We start from the raw sequence: 15,493 nt of genomic DNA on the forward strand, positions 1-15,493 counted from the left end.
CGAGATCTCTCCCGCAGGCAGCGTGAGCGACACGCCCTTCCAGATCAGCTGCTTGCCGAACTGCTTCGTCAGGTTCGTGACTGCTACGTCGACGCCCATGGTGACCTCTTCCTACGTCCGCTGACCCGGCTCTGGCTGCGAGGGAACAACGCAGCCACGTGGCGCACGTTACGCGGTCACCGTGGTGCGCGTCACGCCAACTCGACTATCGAGACCCGGAAAGTACTAGCGAGTAGCCCTAGCGTCAAAGCCCGCCCGCCTGATAGGCGGACGGGCGGAAAACGAACAACCGGCAGAGCGCGTGCGCTCTGCCGGTCGTCGGGTGCTGACGAGTGTCAGCGAGGGGTCACTTGAGGGTGACGGAGGCGCCGGCGCCCTCGAGGGCCTCCTTGGCCTTGTCAGCCGTCTCCTTGTTGACCTTCTCGAGGATCGCCTTCGGGGCGCCCTCGACGAGGTCCTTGGCCTCCTTGAGACCGAGGGAGGTCAGCGCGCGGACCTCCTTGATGACGTTGATCTTCTTGTCACCAGCGGCCTCGAGGATGACGTCGAACTCGTCCTGGGCAGCGGCCTCGTCGGCACCGCCCGCGGCACCGCCGGCGGCGGGAGCAGCGGCAACGGCGACGGGGGCAGCGGCGGTGACGCCGAAGGTCTCCTCGAACTGCTTCACGAACTCGGAGAGCTCGATGAGGGTCATCTCCTTGAACGCGTCGAGGAGCTCGTCGGTGGTGAGCTTCGCCATGGTGGCGTGTCCTTTCTCAGGTGGTCTGCCCGCTGTCGAGGCGGGCGGACCGGGGTTTCAGGTGGTGTACGTCGGCCTGGATCAGGCGTCGGTGGACTCGGTCGCCTCGTCGGCAGCCTCGACCTCGGCGGCCTCGGCAGCGGGTGCCTCGACCTCCTCGGCGGGGGCGGCTTCCTCAGCGGCCGGGGTCTCCTCGGCAGCGGCCGGCGTACCAGCACCACCTGCGAGGATCGAGGGGTCCTCCTGCGCCTTCGCCTCCAGGGCGCCGGCGAGCCGGGCAGCCTGGGCGAGCGGGGCGTTGAGGAGGTAGACGGCCTGGCTCAGCGAGGCGAGCATCGCGCCCGCCAGCTTGCCCAGGAGCACCTCGCGCGACTCGAGATCGGCCAGCTTGGCGATCTCCTTCGCGTCGAGGAGCGCGCCGTCGAGAACGCCACCCTTGATCACAAGGGCGGGGTTCGCCTTGGCAAAGTCACGCAGACCCTTGGCCGCCTCGACGACGTCGCCCTTGATGAAGGCGATCGCGGTCGGGCCGGTCAGCAGGTCGTCGAAGCCCTCGATGCCCGCCTCAGAGGCGGCCAGCTTGGCCAGCGTGTTCTTGACCACGGCGTAATCGGCGTTCGCACCGAGGGAGCGGCGAAGGTTCTGCAGCTCCTTGACGGTGAGACCGCGGTACTCGGTCAGCACAGCGCCTGCGGACCCGCTGAAAGACTCAGCGATCTCCGCGACGGCGGCCTGCTTGTCTGCCCGCGCCATGGGTCTCCTTCCGGATGGGGACCGCCGCACTCGTCCGGGAATGACGAACGCCCTGAGCGCAGGCGCTCAGGGCGTGGACTCCGCAGGAAGAACCTGCATCGTGCTGCTCTGATCCCCTGCGCAGGCCGTCCGCTCTCACGGAACCTTCGGTCCGGACTGGTAGTCCGGACAACCGGCGGTCTTAAGGTTTCGTGGACGAGCGTACGGCGGGCGCGGCGTACCGGCCAAATCGTCGGCCCCTCCTCGGCCCCTCGTCGGGTCGGTCCCGCCGGCCGGGACCGACGCCCCGGCGGGGAGCATCCCTGCCGACGATGCGGCCATGACGATCGACATCCCCACCGCCGTTGCCCGCTACCTCGACCTCGTCGCCCGGGCGACCAGCGGCGACCAGGTCGCCGCGCTCTACTCCCCCGGGGCCACCGTCGAAGACCCGGTGGGCTCGACGGTGCTGCAGGGCAGCAGGCAGATCGCCGCCTTCTACGACGCCCTGACCAGCCGCGAGCGCAGCGCCGAGCTGCTCTCCGTGCGGGTCGCCGGCAACGAGGCCGCCTTCCACTTCCGGTTCCGGTCGGGCGACGGCGAGCGGACCTCGGTGATCGAGCCGATCGACGTGATGACCTTCGACGAGGACGGCCTGATCACGAGCATGCGGGCCTTCTGGTCGCGCAGCGACGTCCGCCTCGCCTGAGCCTGCCGGAACCGGGCGCCGGAAACGAGACCGGGCGTACGCGCGCTGGCGCGACTTGGCACGATGTACCCGTGACCACCTCGACGCCCCTGTCCGACCTGTCCGCCGACGAGCTCGCCGCGCGCCTGACGACGGTGCGCGCCGACTACGACGCCCTCACGGCCCGCGGCCTGAAGCTCGACCTGACCCGCGGCAAGCCGGGGGCCGACCAGCTCGACCTGTCCAACGGCCTGCTGGGCCTGCCGACGTCGTACCAGGACCGGTCGGGGACCGACCTGCGCAACTACGGCGGCCTCGACGGCCTGGTCGAGATCCGCGAGATCTTCGCCGACCTGCTGGGCGTCGACCTCGCGGCGGTCGTCTGCGGCGGCAACTCGAGCCTGACGATGATGTACCAGGTCATCACCGCGATGCTGCTCAAGGGCGGCCCCGACTCCCCGCGCCCGTGGTCGCAGGAGCCGGTCGTGAAGTTCGTGTGCCCGGTGCCGGGCTACGACCGGCACTTCACCATGCTCGCCGAGCTCGGCATCGAGATGGTGACCGTGCCGATGAACGCCGACGGGCCCGACGTGGCCGCGGTGCGCGCGCTCGTCGCCGACGACCCGACCGTCAAGGGCATGTGGATCGTGCCGACGTACGCCAACCCGACCGGGTCGGTCTGCTCCCCCGAGGTCGCTGCCGAGCTGGTCGCCCTGCCGACCGCCGCGCCGGACTTCCGGATCCTGTGGGACAACGCCTACGCCGTCCACCACCTCACCGAGGACGAGCTCAAGAGCGCCGACGTGCTCGGCCTGGCTGCCGCCTCCGGCCACCCGAACCGGCCGATCATGTTCGCCTCGACCTCGAAGATCACCTTCGCGGGCGCCGGCGTCGCCGCCCTGGCCGCCTCCCCCGAGAACCGCGCCTGGTACCTCCAGCGCCTCGGCTTCGCCTCGATCGGTCCCGACAAGCTCAACCACCTGCGCCACGTCGAGTTCTTCGGCGACGCCGACGGCGTGCGGGCGCACATGCGCAAGCACCGCGACCTGATCGCGCCGAAGTTCGCCGCGGTCGAGGACGCCCTCTCGAGCCGGCTCTCCGGGCTCGGCATCGCCGAGTGGACCGCGCCGACGGGCGGCTACTTCGTGAACCTCGACGTCCTCGACGGTACGGCGACCCGCGTGGTCGCCCTCGCCAAGGATGCCGGCATCGCCCTGACCCCGGCCGGCTCGGCCTTCCCCCACGGCGACGACCCGCGCGACCGCAACATCCGCCTCGCGCCGACGTTCCCGGTGCTCGAGGAGGTCGAGGCCGCGATGGCCGGTGTCGCGGTCTGCGTCGAGCTGGCGGCGCTGGAGAAGCTCAGCGCCTGAGCGGGTGCAGGGATCCCCGCTCCGGCGGGGATCCCTGCGGTTGGTGACGGTTGCAACCGTCACCAACCGCAGGAAGACGTCACCAACCCCGGGCACGCCGAAGCCCCGGTCACCTCACGGTGACCGGGGCTTCGGCGTACGGGCTGGGTGCCTGGATCAGGCGGTGGCCTCGTCCTCGACCGCGACGTTCTTGATGCGGTTGGGGTCGACCTGGACGCCGGGGCCCATGGTCGTGGAGACGGTGACCTTCTTCAGGTAGCGGCCCTTGGAGCTGGCCGGCTTGAGACGCAGCACCTCCTCGAGGGCAGCGGCGTAGTTCTCGGCGAGCGCCTGCTCGGAGAAGGAGGCCTTGCCGATGATGAAGTGCAGGTTGGCGTGACGGTCGACGCGGAACTCGATCTTGCCGCCCTTGATGTCGGAGACGGCCTTGGCCGGGTCCGGGGTGACGGTGCCGACCTTGGGGTTCGGCATGAGGCCGCGGGGACCGAGTACGCGGCCGAGGCGGCCGACCTTGCCCATCAGGTCCGGGGTCGCGACGACGGCGTCGAAGTCGGTCCAGCCGCCGGCCACCTTGTCGATGAGCTCGTCGCCACCGACGAAGTCGGCGCCGGCCTCGCGGGCGGCCTCGGCCTTGTCGGCCACCGCGAACACGAGCACGCGGGCGGTCTTGCCGGTGCCGTGCGGCAGGTTGACGGTGCCGCGCACCATCTGGTCGGCCTTGCGGGGGTCGACGCCGAGGCGGAACACGACGTCCACGGTCTCGTCGAACTTCTTCTTGCTGCTGGTCTTCGCGATCTTGATCGCGGCGAGCGGCGCGTAGAGCTCGTTCTTGTCGAACGTCTCCGCAGCCGCGCGGTAGGTCTTGCTGCGCTGCATGGTGATTCCTTAGTTAGAAGAGGAGATGTGGTCAGCGGGCCAGCGCGGCCCTTCCACGGTTTTTCAGCCGTCGATGGTGACGCCCATGGAGCGGGCAGTGCCCTCCACGATCTTCATGGCGGCGTCGATGTCGTTGGCGTTGAGGTCGGGGAGCTTCGTCGTGGCGATCTCGCGCACCTGGTCCTTGGTCAGCTTGCCGACCTTCTCCTTGTGCGGGACGCCCGAGCCCTTCTTGAGGCCGGCGGCCTTCTTGATCAGCTCGGCGGCCGGCGGCGTCTTCGTGATGAAGTCGAACGACCGGTCCTCGTAGATCGTGATCTCGACCGGGATGACGTTGCCGCGCATGGACTCGGTCTGGGCGTTGTACGCCTTGCAGAAGTCCATGATGTTGACGCCGTGCGGGCCGAGCGCGGTACCGACCGGCGGAGCCGGGGTGGCCGAGCCAGCCTGCAGCTGCACCTTGACCAGTGCGGCGATCTTCTTCTTGGGAGGCATTCCTCTATCTCTTTCTCTCGTGGTCATGACGAGGCCGTACGAAGGCCTCTGCCACCTGCGTCACCCGACCGCGAAGCCGGGGAACCCAGACATTCTTCCGCGCGCAGGCGCGGGAGCGAAATTCAGACCCGCTGGATCTGGCTGAAGGACAGCTCGACCGGGGTCTCGCGGCCGAAGATCTCGACCAGGGCCTTGACCCGCTGGGCCTCGGCGTTGATCTCGGTGATCGTGGCGTGCAGCGTGGCGAACGCGCCGTCGACGATCAGGACCGAGTCGTTGACGTCGAAGTCCGCGACCTCGACCGGGCGCTTGGACGGCGTCGAAGCGGCACCGCCACCCGAACCGGCGGCGGCAGCAGCCTCGGCCTCGGCGACCGCGGCGTTGACGACGGCCGGGGCCAGCATCTTCTCGACCTCGTCCATGCTCAGCGGCACGGGCTGGTGGCTGTGGCCGACGAAGCCGGTGACCGAGGGCGTGTGCCGGACGGCGGCCCAGGACTCGTCGGTGAGGTCCATGCGGACCAGGACGTAGCCGGGGAGAACGGTGCGCTTGACCATCTTGCGCTGGCCGTTCTTGATCTCGGCGACCTCCTCGGTGGGGACCACGATCTCGTGGATGTAGTCCTCCATGTTGAGGGAGTGGATCCGGTTCTCGAGGTTCTGCTTCACCCGGTTCTCCATGCCGGAGTAGGTGTGCACCACGAACCAGTCGCCGGGCTTGGCCCACAGCTCGCGGCGGAAGGCCTCGAGCGGGTCCTCGTCGGCGGCGGCGGGAGCGTCGTCCTCGACGGGCTCCTCCGCGTCGTCCGTGTCCTCGTCGGACTCGTCCTCGACAGCGGCGATCTCGTCGGCACCCTCGATGTCGACGGTCTCGTCGACCTCGACCGTCTGCTCGGCCTCGTCGGCCTGGGCGGTCTCCTCGAGGGCGTCGTCCTCGGCTGCCTCGACGGCCTCGACGGCCTCGACCTGGTCGGCCGCCTCGTCGATCTCGGGGGCCGAGTCGTACTGCTCCGACACGCGCTGCTCCATCAGTTGTCCGTTGGTTTCACCGACACCCGCCGGGCGGGCGGGGATCAGATGTCGTCCGCGCCGGTGAAGACCTCGAACGCGAGCTTGCCGAGACCGAGGTCCAGCAGCGACACGAGCGCGATCATCACGAGCACGAAGGCGAGGACCACGAAGAAGTAGGTCACCAGCTGGTCGCGGGTGGGGTAGACCACCTTGCGCAGCTCAGCGACGACCTGGCGGTAGAAGGTCACCGGTCCGGTGCGCTTCTCGGGCTGCTTGCCGCCGGAGGAGTCCTTGCGGCCCCCGACTGCCGGAGCGTCCGACACGCTGCTCACCCTTTCGCCAGTACTTCAGTGGTCATCTCTTGCAGGGCACGAGGGACTTGAACCCCCAACCCTCGGCTTTGGAGGCCGATGCTCTGCCAATTGAGCTAGTGCCCTTCGGGGTTCCGGCTCGCAACGCCTGAGCATTCAGGGCGCGACTCACCATGTGGAAGAACCACCAGAGGGTGACTCTACCCACCCCACCCACACGGGGCCAAAGCCGGGCAGCCCTACGATGGCGCCGTGCGGGACCTCCATGCTCTGCCGAAGGCGCACCTCCACCTGCACTTCACCGGATCGATGCGCCACGCCACCCTGCTCGAGCTCGCGGAGCGCGACGGGATCCATCTCCCCGACGCGCTCGTCGCCGAGTGGCCGCCGCAGCTGACCGCGGCCGACGAGAAGGGCTGGTTCCGCTTCCAGCGCCTGTACGACGTGGCCCGCTCCGTGCTCCGCACCGAGGACGACGTGCGCCGGCTGGTCCGCGAGGCCGCCGAGGACGACGTCGCCGACGGCGGACGCTGGCTGGAGATCCAGGTCGACCCGAGCGGGTACGGCGGCCGGTTCGGCGGCATCACCGCATTCACCGACCTGGTGCTCGACGCGGTGCGCGATGCGTCGGCGCGGACCGGGCTGGGGATGGCGGTCGTGATCGCGGCCAACCGGACGCGGCACCCGCTCGACGCCCGGACCCTCGCCCGGCTGGCGGCCCAGTACGTCGACCGCGGGGTCGTCGGCTTCGGCCTCTCCAACGACGAGCGCCGCGGCCGGACGCAGGAGTTCGCCGGGGCCTTCGCCATCGCCGAGCGGGCCGGCCTGCTGCTGGTCCCCCACGGCGGCGAGCTGCGCGGACCCGAGCACATCCGCACCTGCCTGGACTCCCTGCACGCGGGTCGGCTGGGCCACGGCGTGCGGGCCGCCGAGGACGCCGACCTGCTGAAGCGGATCGTCGACACGGGCGTGGCCCTCGAGGTCTGCCCGGTCTCCAACGTCGCGCTCGGGGTCTACTCCGACCTCACCTCGGTGCCGCTGCCGACGCTGCTCGATGCCGGCGCCACCATCGCGCTCGGCGCCGACGACCCGCTGCTCTTCGGGTCGCGGCTGGCCGGCCAGTACGCCACGATGCGGGCCGCGCACGACCTCTCCGACGAGCAGCTCGCCGAGCTGGCCCGGATGTCGCTGCGGGCCAGTCGCGCCCCCGGGGAGCTGCGCGACCGGGCGCTCGCCGACGTCGACGCGTGGCTCGCCGCGCCCGACGCCTGACCCCGCGAACCCGTTTCGGCCGACCTCCCGGATGGGAGGATCACCGGCATGAGCGAGCAGCCGCCCCTGGCGTCCCCGTCCGGCCCGGACCCCGCGTTCGAGCAGTACGCCGCGCCCGCGTGGGGGCAGGCGAGCCCCGAGCCCGGAGCGGGCCAGCCGCAGGGCGGGCCGGCGCCGTACCCCGTCGGACCTCCGGCCGGACAGCAGCCCTACCAGGTCCCGCCGCAGTACATGAGCCACCCGGGCGCGACGACGCACCCGCTGGCGGTCACCTCGCTCGTGCTGGGGATCTCCAGCATCGTCGGCATCGTGCTGACGCCCTTCCTCGGCGTCACGCTGCTGGCGGGTGTGTGCTCACCGTTCGCCATCTGGCTGGGCGTGCGCTCCCGTCGCGAGATCCGTGCCGACCCGCGCCGGTACGGCGGCGAGGGCATCGCCACCGGTGGCCTGGTGACGGGCATCGTCGGTCTCGTGCTCGGCGTCATCGCGCTGCTGGTCGTCGCCGCGTTCGTCATCTTCCTGGTCGCGATATTCGACGGCGTCGCCTGAGGGCTGGACCCGGCGCCGACCGCCTCAGAGCGTGGCGCCGACGAGCACCGGCTCGTTGACGAGGGTGATGCCGAACCGCTCCCGCACGCCGTCGCGGACCTCGCGCGCGAGGTCGAGCAGCTCGGCGGTCGTGGCGCCGCCACGGTTGGTCAGCGCGAGCGTGTGCTTGGTCGACAGCGAGACCCGGGCGCCCGGGCGGTCGAGGCCGTGCCCCTTGCCGAAGCCGGCGTGCTCGATGAGCCAGGCAGCACTGGTCTTCACCGACCCGTCCGCCTGCGGGTACGACGGCGCACCCTCCGGCACGCGCGACGGCTCCACGAACGGGTTGGTGAAGAACGAGCCCGCGCTCCACGTGTCGTGGTCGGCCGCGTCGAGGACCATGCCCTTGCCGCGACGCAGGCCCAGGACGGCCTCGCGCACGTCGGCCAGCGGCGCGCGGCCGCCGGGCTCGACGCCGAGGGTGCGGGCGAGCTCGGCGTAGGCCACCGGCGTGGAGAGCTCGCCGGGGTGCAGCTCGAAGGTGACGTCGAGGACGAGGTGGCGGGCCGGGTCGGCCTTGAAGCGGGAGTGGCGGTAGGCGAACTGGCACTCGGCCGCGGTGAAGGTGCGCTGGCCGCGCAGCACGCGGTCCCAGACCCGCACGCGGGCGATGGTCTGGGCGACCTCCTGGCCGTAGGCACCCACGTTCTGGACCGGGGTGGCGCCGGCGGTGCCGGGGATGCCGGAGAGCGCCTCGACGCCCGGCCAGCCCTCGGCCACGGCCCGCGCGACGAAGTCGTCCCACGGCTCGCCGGCCGCGACCGTCACGGTGGTGACGCCGCAGGCGTCGTCCTCGACCCTCACGCCGCCGCCCGTGAGGTGGACGACCGTGCCGGCGAAGCCCTCGTCGGCGACGACGAGGTTGCTGCCCCCGCCGACCAGCAGCACGGGCTCGCCCGCGGCGTCCGCCTCGGACACGGCCGCGACCAGCGCGTCGGCGTCCGGAGCCGCGACGTAGCGCCGGGCGGGGCCGCCGAGCCGCAGCGTGGTGAGGTCCGCGAGGGCCGGGTCAGGCACGAACCGTCGCCCTGGGCGCCCCGAGCACCTTCGTGCCGTCGACGGTGATCGTGAGGGCCAGCGGGAGCAGGCCGTCGTCGGTGCGCTCGCCGACGGTGCCGGCGACCGTGACCTGCGCCGCCCCCTCAGCGGGTACGACGACGGGCGCGACGAACTTCGCGCCGATCTCGACGACCTCGGCTCCCCCGGTCCACTCGCCGATCGCACGACCGACGAGCGCGAGGGTGTACATCCCGTGCGCGATCACGCCGGGAAGGCCCACGGCGAGGGCGATCTCCTCGTCCTGGTGGATCGGGTTGTGGTCGCCGCTGGCATGGGCGTAGGCAACGAGGTCGGCGCGGGTGACGTCGAAGGTCTTCGTCTCGAGCTCGGCGCCGGGGGTCAGGTCGTTCATGCCGCACCTCCGCGGTGGACGATGGTCGCGGTCGCGGTGCAGACCACGCCGCCGTCGGCGTCGGTGATCTCGCTGGAGGTGCTGACGATGTCGTTGCCGCCGATCGACCGGACGCCGGTGACGGTCAGCTGGGCGGTGAGGACGTCACCGACCGCGACCGGGCGCTGGTAGCGGAAGCGCTGGTCGCCGTGGACGATCCGGGAGAGCTCGACCTGCTCGGCGGCCAGGAAGTCCTGGAGCGCAGCGAAGGCCACGACGATGGGGAAGGTGGGAGGGACGTTCCCGTCCGGGGCGCTGCCGACGGCCGCCGTGAAGGCCTGGACGGCCTCCGCGGTCACCGGGTGGGGCTGCGTCGCGGGGAAGGCGCGTCCGACCAGGGAGGCGTCGATCGGCATGGCTCGACCCTAGTCACCTCTGTCGGCTACTCGCGAGTCAGCGCTGCGCCCGGCGTACCGGGAAACGACGACGACCCGCCTGCCCCGGAGGGCGGCGGGTCGTCGGAGCGCGAGGAGCGCTGAGGCTCAGCGGGTCTCGCGGTGCGCGGTGTGCTTGCGGCAACGCGGGCAGAACTTCGACAGCTCGATGCGGTCGGGGTCGTTGCGGCGGTTCTTCTTCGTGATGTAGTTGCGCTCCTTGCAGTCCACGCAGGCAAGCGTGATCTTGGGGCGAACGTCAGAGCTCTTGCTGGCCACGGGAAGTCCTTCTGGATGCGTCTTCGGGGGTACTGCTGTGCTGCTTCGTCATCTGGCGTAGCGGGGGCGGGACTCGAACCCGCGACACCACGATTATGAGCCGTGTGCTCTAACCACCTGAGCTACCCCGCCAGGGGGTCAGGGCACCCGCTTCCCCGAACCGTTTCCGGCTCGGATCGGCGGACCCTTGCTCCCAGAGCCCCTTTACGGAATCGAACCGTAGACCTTCTCCTTACCATGGAGACGCTCTGCCGACTGAGCTAAAGGGGCAACGCCGGAGAACTATATACGCGGCCCTGCGCGGCACGAAATCGGGGCCACCATCAGTGGATCCGGGCGAAGGGTCGGGCCTCCTCGAGCTCGTAGGCGAGCTCGATCAGGAGGGCCTCGTGGCCCGGCGCGGCGCCGAACATCATCCCCTGCGGGAGCCCGGTGGCGGTGGTCGCGAGGGGCAGGGAGATCGCCGGTGCGCCGGTGACGTTCTGCCACGGCGTGAAGGCCACCCAGTCGAGCAGCTTGTCCATGATCACGTCGTAGGACTGGGTCGGGTCGAGGTGGCCGACCTTCGGCGTCTCGGTGGCCAGCGTGGGCGTCAGCGCGACGTCGTAGCGCTCGTAGTAGAGCTCCGCCTGGGCCGCGGCACGCTTGAGCCGGGTGATCGCACCAGGCACCTTGTGCAGGTTGCGGCGAGCGTGGCGCGCCAGGCCGAGGGTCAGGTTGTCGTGGCGCGAGCGGTCCCACGTGCGGCCGTGGGTCGGGCGCCCCAGCGCCAGCATCGCCTGCGCCAGGAGCGCCCAGTAGAGCAGGAAGTCGTCGGCGAACGACGGCCCGACGGGCACGTCGGACTCGGTGACCGTGTGGCCCAGGTCCTCCAGCAGGGCGGCGGTCTCCTCGGTCAGCGCCTTGGTCGCGGCGTCGGCACCACGGCTGACGCCGGAGGTGTTCAGCGCGATCCGGAGCCGGCGCTTGCCGGGGCGGGTCAGGTCGCCGATCGGCGGCAGCTCGAGGGTGCGGTGGATCCGCTCCGCCTCGCGGTAGAACGCCGCCGTGTCGCGCACCGAGCGGGTCACGACCCCGTCGGAGATGATCCGGATCGGCATGTCGCGGAACACCTTGTCCTGCGCGAGCCGGCCGCGCGTCGGCTTGAGGCCGACCAGACCGTTGACCGCCGCGGGGATGCGGATCGAGCCGCCACCGTCGTTGGCGTGGGCGATCGGGACCACACCGGCGGCGACCAGCGCAGCCGAGCCGGAGCTGGACGCACCGGCCGTGTGCTCGGTGTCCCACGGCGTGCGTACGGCGCCGAGCCGCGGGTGCTCCGCGGAGGCGCTGAAGCCGTACTCCGACAGCTGGCTCTTGCCGAGGGGGACCATGCCGGTGGCGAGGTACATCGCGGCGAAGTCGCCGTCCTTCCGCGCCGGACGCGGCTCCCACGCGTCGGTGCCCGAACGGGTCGGCATCCCGGCCACGTCGACGTTGTCCTTGACCAGCGTCGGCACGCCCGCGAGGAACGAGCTGCCCGGCCGGGAGGCCCGGGCCTCGGAACGGGCCCGCTGGAAGGCCTCGTAGGCCATCGCGTTGAGGGAGTCGTCGACCTTCCCGAGCCGGGCGATGGCCGCGTCGACCACCTCCTGGGGCGAGACCTTGCCGGCACCGAGGTGCTCGGCGAGGCCCACCGCGTCGAGGTCGCCGAGGGCATCGTCGGAGAAGCTGTGCACGCGCATGCAGGGAACCTAGCCGCCCGTGGCGGTCCGCGACGTCCGACCACGGTCGGAATTCGCGGGTCAGAACAGGACGAGCGCCAGGACCGGCACGAGCAGGCTGATGGCCAGCGCGGACAGGCCCATCGCGAGGCCCGCGAAGGCGCCCTCGGTCTCGTCCTCCCGGAGCATCCGCGAGGCACCGATGCCGTGCGAGACCGCGCCCACGGCGAGGCCCCGGGCGCGGCGGTCGCGGATGCGCAGCAGGTCCAGGACGGCCGGGGCGGTGATCGCGCTGAGGATCCCGATGATGATCGCGAACACCGCCGCCAGCGGCGGGATGCCGCCGAGGGCGTCGGTCAGTGCGATCGCGACCGGGGTGGTGGCGGCCTTGGTGGCGAGGGTCTTCTCGAGCGCCTCGTCGGCCCCGAGCGCCCGCGCGAGCAGCACCGCGGACGTGATCGACACGACCGCGCCGACGACCACCGCGACCAGCATCGGCACGACGAAGCCCTTGAGCCGGTCCGCCTGACGGTGCAGGGGTACGGCGAGCGCGACGGTCGCCGGGCCGAGCCAGAACGCGATCAGCTCGACCCCCGAGCGGTACTCCGGGTAGTCGACGTCGAGCACCGTGATCGCGAGCCCGGTCACCACGATCGCCACCAGCACCGGCTGCGCGAGGGCGTGGCCGCCGGAGCGCTGCTGGATCCACCGGCCGAGCTGGTAGCCGGCCAGCGTGACCGCGAGGAGGGCCAGCGGTGAGCGCGCGACCTCGCGGGCCGCGTCGAGGGCGTCGCTCACGTCGTACCCGTCTCGGGGAGGTGGCCGGGGAGGTCGTCGCGGGGCCGCCCGAGGAGCCGCTCGAGGCCGACCGCGGTCCAGCCGACGGCGACCAGGCCGAGCAGCCAGGAGCCGACCATCGCCACGCCGATGGGGAGCGCGTCGTGGCCCAGCACCGACAGGTACGCCACGACGCCGACGCCCGCCGGCACGAAGAAGAGCTGGAGGTGGCGCAGCAGCGCGGTGCCGGCCTGGACGATCGAGCCGGCGTCGTCGTACCGGCGGAGACGGAGGTACACGAACAGGAACATCATCCCCGCGACCGGCCCCGGCACCGACACGTCGGTGACGCGGACGACGAGCTCGCCGAGCAGCTGGAAGCCGACCAACCAGGTCAGGCCAGCGATCACCGGCGCTCCTTGAGGCGGGCGTTGGGCAGGCCCGGGGCCGGGATCGGCCGCAACGCCTGGTCCGGTACGACGCCGAAGCGCCCCGCCGCGACGAGACGGCTGTCGGGCAGCACCTCGCCGGTGGCCGGGTCGGTGATCTGCGCCTGCCAGGCCGCGCGGTACTCCACGATCTCGTCGTGGGTGCGGCCGACGAAGTTCCACCACATCACGATCGACTCGCCGAACGGCGGCCCGCCGAGCACGAGCAGGCGGGCGCCCTCGTCGCCGGCGACCAGGCAGNNNCGGTCGGGACGTAGGCCAGGTCCGCGACCTTCGCGTCGAGGTCGCCGACCGTGACCGAGCCGAGGTCGACGAGCACGCCGTGCTCGAAGGCCGGGTCGACCGGCACCCGCACGGTCGCGCCCGGGTCGAGCACCAGCTCGGCGCCCAGCAACGGCGTGAAGGTGCTGACCGGCGAGCTGTCGCCGAGCAGGGAGCCCAGAAACACGTGGGCGCGCCAGCCCTCCCCAGCGACCTGCTCCGGCGCGTAGTGCTGGAAGCCGGGGTCGGTGTCGCGGGCGGCGTCCGGCAACGCGACCCACAGCTGCGCGCCGTGCAGCACCGTGGTCCCCGGCGTCGAGACCTCGGAGTGGCTGATGCCGCGCCCGGCGGTCATCAGGTTGACCTCCTGCGGGCGGACCATCGCCACGTTGCCCGCGCTGTCGCGGTGCTCGATCTCGCCGGTGAACAGCCAGCTGACCGTCTGCAGGCCGGTGTGCGGGTGCGGCGCCACCTCCATCCCGCCGCTCTCGCTGACCAGGTCGGGGCCGTAGTGGTCGAGGAAGCACCACGCGCCGATCAGGGACCGGTGGCGTTGCGGGAGAGTACGTCGTACCGCCATCGCGCGGGGGCCGCCGAGCGGCACCTCCCGCGGCGTCATCAGCTCCACCCCTGCCGCGGGCCGGGCCTCGCACACCACCTCGCCGGGGTCCTTCTCGGGATTGCTCACAGGGTCCATCCTTCCGCGTCCGTCAACCGTGTGGTGGGCATCAGTTCACCCGTCGTCGCCATGGTGGCCCCGTGCGCATCGCCCAGCTGGCCAACTTCGTCGGAGCCACCTCCGGAGGCATGCGGACCGCGATCGAGCACCTGGGCCGTGGGTACGTCGACGCGGGTGCCGACCGGCTGCTGGTGATCCCCGGACCGGTCGATGCCGTGACGTCGACGGACCTCGGGGACGTCGTACAGGTGCGGGCTCCGCGGGTCGGCGGGGGCTACCGGCTGATCGTCGAGCCGTGGCGGGTGACCGAGGTCCTCGAGCGCTGGCAGCCGACGAGCGTCGAGTGGAGCGACAAGCTGACCCTGCTGCCGGTCGCCTGGTGGGCGCGGCGCAACGGCGTCCGGTCGGTGCTGCTGTCGCACGAGCGGATGGGCGACATGTTCGCGATGCGCTCGGGGTTCGACACCACCTCGAAGGTGTCGATCGGGCTGCTGAACCGGCTGCTCGTGCGGTCCTTCGACACCGTGGTGGTGACGTCGCGGTACGCCGAGGACGAGTTCCGCTCGGTCGCGGAGGCCGCAGGATGTCCCGTCGAACGGGTACCGCTGGGCGTCGACCTCGACACCTTCCGGCCGGTGCCCCGTGGTGCTCGGTCCGACGAGCTGCGGCTGGTCCACGCCGGCCGGCTGTCGCGGGAGAAGTCCCCGCACCTCGCGGTCGCCACTGCGGTCGAGCTGCACCGCCGCGGCGTACCGGTCCGGATGGACGTGTACGGCGACGGCCCCCACCGCGACGAGCTCGAGGCGCTCGCAGCCGGCGCGCCCGTCCACCTCCACGGGTACGTCGACGGCCGCGCCGCGCTGCGCGACCGGCTCGCCGCCGCCGACGTCGCGCTGTCGGTCTGCCCCGGCGAGACCTTCGGCCTGGCCGTGCTCGAGGCACTGGCCTGTGGCACCCCCGTCGTCACCGCCGACCGCGGCGGCGCCCGGGAGCTCGTCGACGCCACCTCGGGCGACTGGGGCACCCCCGACCCGTCGTCCCTCGCCGACGCGGTCCTGCGCCTGGCCGCCCGGACCGAGGACGTCGTCCGCCGCGCTGCCCGGCACCGCGCCGAGGGCTTCGGCTGGGACCGCACCGTCGCCCGGATGCTCGCCCTTCACGCCGGCGACCACGTCGGCGTCCTCACCGCCTGACCCCACGAACCGTGCGAGATGGCACCACGAACCGTCGCTCGTGGCACCACGAACCGTCGCTAGTGGCACCACGAACCGTCGCTCGTGGCACGACGAGGCGTTGGTGAGGGCATCGCGAGGTGTTACCGAACGCGCGGTGAGGTGCCAGGATCGACGGCCGGCCACAGTTGCGAGGCACACCTCGTGGTGCCATCTCCCACGGCTCGTGGTGCCATCTCCCACGGCTCGTGGTGCCACTTCGCAC

19 protein-coding genes, 3 tRNA genes and 1 pseudogene are annotated in these 15,493 nt (G+C 71.6%); 5 read left to right on the forward strand and 18 right to left on the reverse strand.

The genetic code is table 11. The features are described from left to right. Nucleotides 1-346: 346 nt before the first annotated feature. Nucleotides 347-739, reverse strand: a complete 393-nt coding sequence (gene rplL / locus ASE20_RS11235) for a 50S ribosomal protein L7/L12 (RefSeq protein ID WP_056894643.1) — start codon at nucleotides 737-739, stop codon at nucleotides 347-349. A gap of 81 nt (nucleotides 740-820) precedes the next feature. Next, on the reverse strand, nucleotides 821-1,492 hold the full coding sequence (rplJ, locus tag ASE20_RS11240; protein WP_056894644.1) for a 50S ribosomal protein L10: 672 nt from the start codon (nucleotides 1,490-1,492) through the stop codon (nucleotides 821-823). Between the two features lie 319 nt (nucleotides 1,493-1,811). On the opposite strand from rplJ, the gene ASE20_RS11245 reads away from it, so the two are divergent. Beyond that, a complete protein-coding gene (locus ASE20_RS11245) occupies nucleotides 1,812-2,180 on the forward strand; it encodes a nuclear transport factor 2 family protein (protein WP_056894645.1) in 369 nt (122 codons plus the stop codon). Nucleotides 2,181-2,251: 71 nt separating this feature from the next. Further along, nucleotides 2,252-3,532: an aminotransferase class I/II-fold pyridoxal phosphate-dependent enzyme gene (locus ASE20_RS11250; RefSeq protein WP_056894646.1), complete on the forward strand. Its 1,281-nt coding sequence runs from the start codon at nucleotides 2,252-2,254 to the stop codon at nucleotides 3,530-3,532. 156 nt (nucleotides 3,533-3,688) lie between these two features. Here ASE20_RS11250 and rplA read toward each other — a convergent pair whose 3' ends face one another. The 5 genes from rplA to ASE20_RS11275 form a co-directional block, all read right to left on the reverse strand. Beyond that, complete coding sequence (gene rplA, locus ASE20_RS11255) at nucleotides 3,689-4,408, reverse strand: 50S ribosomal protein L1 (protein ID WP_056894647.1); 720 nt, start codon at nucleotides 4,406-4,408, stop codon at nucleotides 3,689-3,691. Between the two features lie 63 nt (nucleotides 4,409-4,471). Further along, complete coding sequence (gene rplK, locus ASE20_RS11260; protein WP_036550298.1) at nucleotides 4,472-4,903, reverse strand: 50S ribosomal protein L11; 432 nt, start codon at nucleotides 4,901-4,903, stop codon at nucleotides 4,472-4,474. Nucleotides 4,904-5,025: 122 nt separating this feature from the next. Further along, on the reverse strand, nucleotides 5,026-5,931 hold the full coding sequence (gene nusG, locus ASE20_RS11265; protein ID WP_082612330.1) for a transcription termination/antitermination protein NusG: 906 nt from the start codon (nucleotides 5,929-5,931) through the stop codon (nucleotides 5,026-5,028). Nucleotides 5,932-5,975: 44 nt separating this feature from the next. Continuing rightward, the gene (gene secE / locus ASE20_RS11270; protein ID WP_056895156.1) at nucleotides 5,976-6,236 is read right to left on the reverse strand and encodes a preprotein translocase subunit SecE; all 261 of its coding nucleotides are present in this window, start codon (nucleotides 6,234-6,236) and stop codon (nucleotides 5,976-5,978) included. A 41-nt stretch (nucleotides 6,237-6,277) separates the two neighbouring features. Further along, nucleotides 6,278-6,350: transfer RNA gene (locus ASE20_RS11275), tRNA-Trp, on the reverse strand. A gap of 126 nt (nucleotides 6,351-6,476) precedes the next feature. On the opposite strand from ASE20_RS11275, the gene ASE20_RS11280 reads away from it, so the two are divergent. Beyond that, entirely contained in the window at nucleotides 6,477-7,496 is a 1,020-nt protein-coding gene (locus ASE20_RS11280; protein WP_056894648.1) for an adenosine deaminase, read from the forward strand. Between the two features lie 48 nt (nucleotides 7,497-7,544). Then, a complete protein-coding gene (locus ASE20_RS11285) occupies nucleotides 7,545-8,045 on the forward strand; it encodes a DUF4190 domain-containing protein (protein ID WP_056894649.1) in 501 nt (166 codons plus the stop codon). A gap of 24 nt (nucleotides 8,046-8,069) precedes the next feature. Here ASE20_RS11285 and ASE20_RS11290 read toward each other — a convergent pair whose 3' ends face one another. From ASE20_RS11290 to ASE20_RS25560, 11 genes and pseudogenes are all read right to left on the reverse strand, one after another. Continuing rightward, entirely contained in the window at nucleotides 8,070-9,101 is a 1,032-nt protein-coding gene (locus tag ASE20_RS11290) for a UDP-N-acetylmuramate dehydrogenase (RefSeq protein WP_056894650.1), read from the reverse strand. Continuing rightward, a complete protein-coding gene (locus ASE20_RS11295; RefSeq protein WP_056894651.1) occupies nucleotides 9,094-9,495 on the reverse strand; it encodes a MaoC/PaaZ C-terminal domain-containing protein in 402 nt (133 codons plus the stop codon). Before ASE20_RS11295 ends, ASE20_RS11290 begins: the two co-directional genes overlap by 8 nt. Further along, nucleotides 9,492-9,890, reverse strand: a complete 399-nt coding sequence (locus ASE20_RS11300; RefSeq protein ID WP_056894652.1) for an FAS1-like dehydratase domain-containing protein — start codon at nucleotides 9,888-9,890, stop codon at nucleotides 9,492-9,494. The genes ASE20_RS11295 and ASE20_RS11300 overlap by 4 nt, the downstream gene beginning before the upstream one ends. Before the next feature lie 126 nt (nucleotides 9,891-10,016). Beyond that, nucleotides 10,017-10,187, reverse strand: coding sequence for a 50S ribosomal protein L33 (rpmG, locus tag ASE20_RS11305; RefSeq protein ID WP_028654832.1), 171 nt, complete (start codon nucleotides 10,185-10,187; stop codon nucleotides 10,017-10,019). Nucleotides 10,188-10,245: 58 nt separating this feature from the next. Beyond that, a tRNA-Met gene (locus tag ASE20_RS11310) sits at nucleotides 10,246-10,319 on the reverse strand. Between the two features lie 65 nt (nucleotides 10,320-10,384). Next, nucleotides 10,385-10,457: transfer RNA gene (locus ASE20_RS11315), tRNA-Thr, on the reverse strand. Between the two features lie 53 nt (nucleotides 10,458-10,510). Then, nucleotides 10,511-11,911: an amidase gene (locus tag ASE20_RS11320; RefSeq protein WP_056894653.1), complete on the reverse strand. Its 1,401-nt coding sequence runs from the start codon at nucleotides 11,909-11,911 to the stop codon at nucleotides 10,511-10,513. Nucleotides 11,912-11,971: 60 nt separating this feature from the next. Continuing rightward, nucleotides 11,972-12,688 carry an LrgB family protein gene (locus ASE20_RS11325; RefSeq protein ID WP_082612331.1) on the reverse strand — a complete coding sequence of 239 codons (717 nt, stop codon included), beginning with the start codon at nucleotides 12,686-12,688 and terminating at the stop codon, nucleotides 11,972-11,974. Then, nucleotides 12,685-13,077 carry a CidA/LrgA family protein gene (locus tag ASE20_RS11330; protein WP_056894654.1) on the reverse strand — a complete coding sequence of 131 codons (393 nt, stop codon included), beginning with the start codon at nucleotides 13,075-13,077 and terminating at the stop codon, nucleotides 12,685-12,687. The genes ASE20_RS11325 and ASE20_RS11330 overlap by 4 nt, the downstream gene beginning before the upstream one ends. Beyond that, on the reverse strand, nucleotides 13,074-13,356 hold a 283-nt coding region (locus ASE20_RS25555; RefSeq protein ID WP_321163734.1), incomplete at its 5' end, for a pirin-like C-terminal cupin domain-containing protein. The genes ASE20_RS11330 and ASE20_RS25555, both read right to left, overlap by 4 nt. A gap of 3 nt (nucleotides 13,357-13,359) precedes the next feature. Continuing rightward, a pseudogene (locus tag ASE20_RS25560) lies at nucleotides 13,360-14,074 on the reverse strand (pirin family protein); the annotation flags it as partial. A 62-nt stretch (nucleotides 14,075-14,136) separates the two neighbouring features. On the opposite strand from ASE20_RS25560, the gene ASE20_RS11340 reads away from it, so the two are divergent. Next, nucleotides 14,137-15,249 (forward strand): glycosyltransferase, encoded by a 1,113-nt coding sequence (locus ASE20_RS11340; RefSeq protein ID WP_056894655.1) that lies wholly within the window; start codon nucleotides 14,137-14,139, stop codon nucleotides 15,247-15,249. Nucleotides 15,250-15,493 lie beyond the last annotated feature (244 nt).

This window comes from Nocardioides sp. Root240 (assembly GCF_001428825.1).
Lineage (GTDB): Bacteria > Actinomycetota > Actinomycetes > Propionibacteriales > Nocardioidaceae > Nocardioides.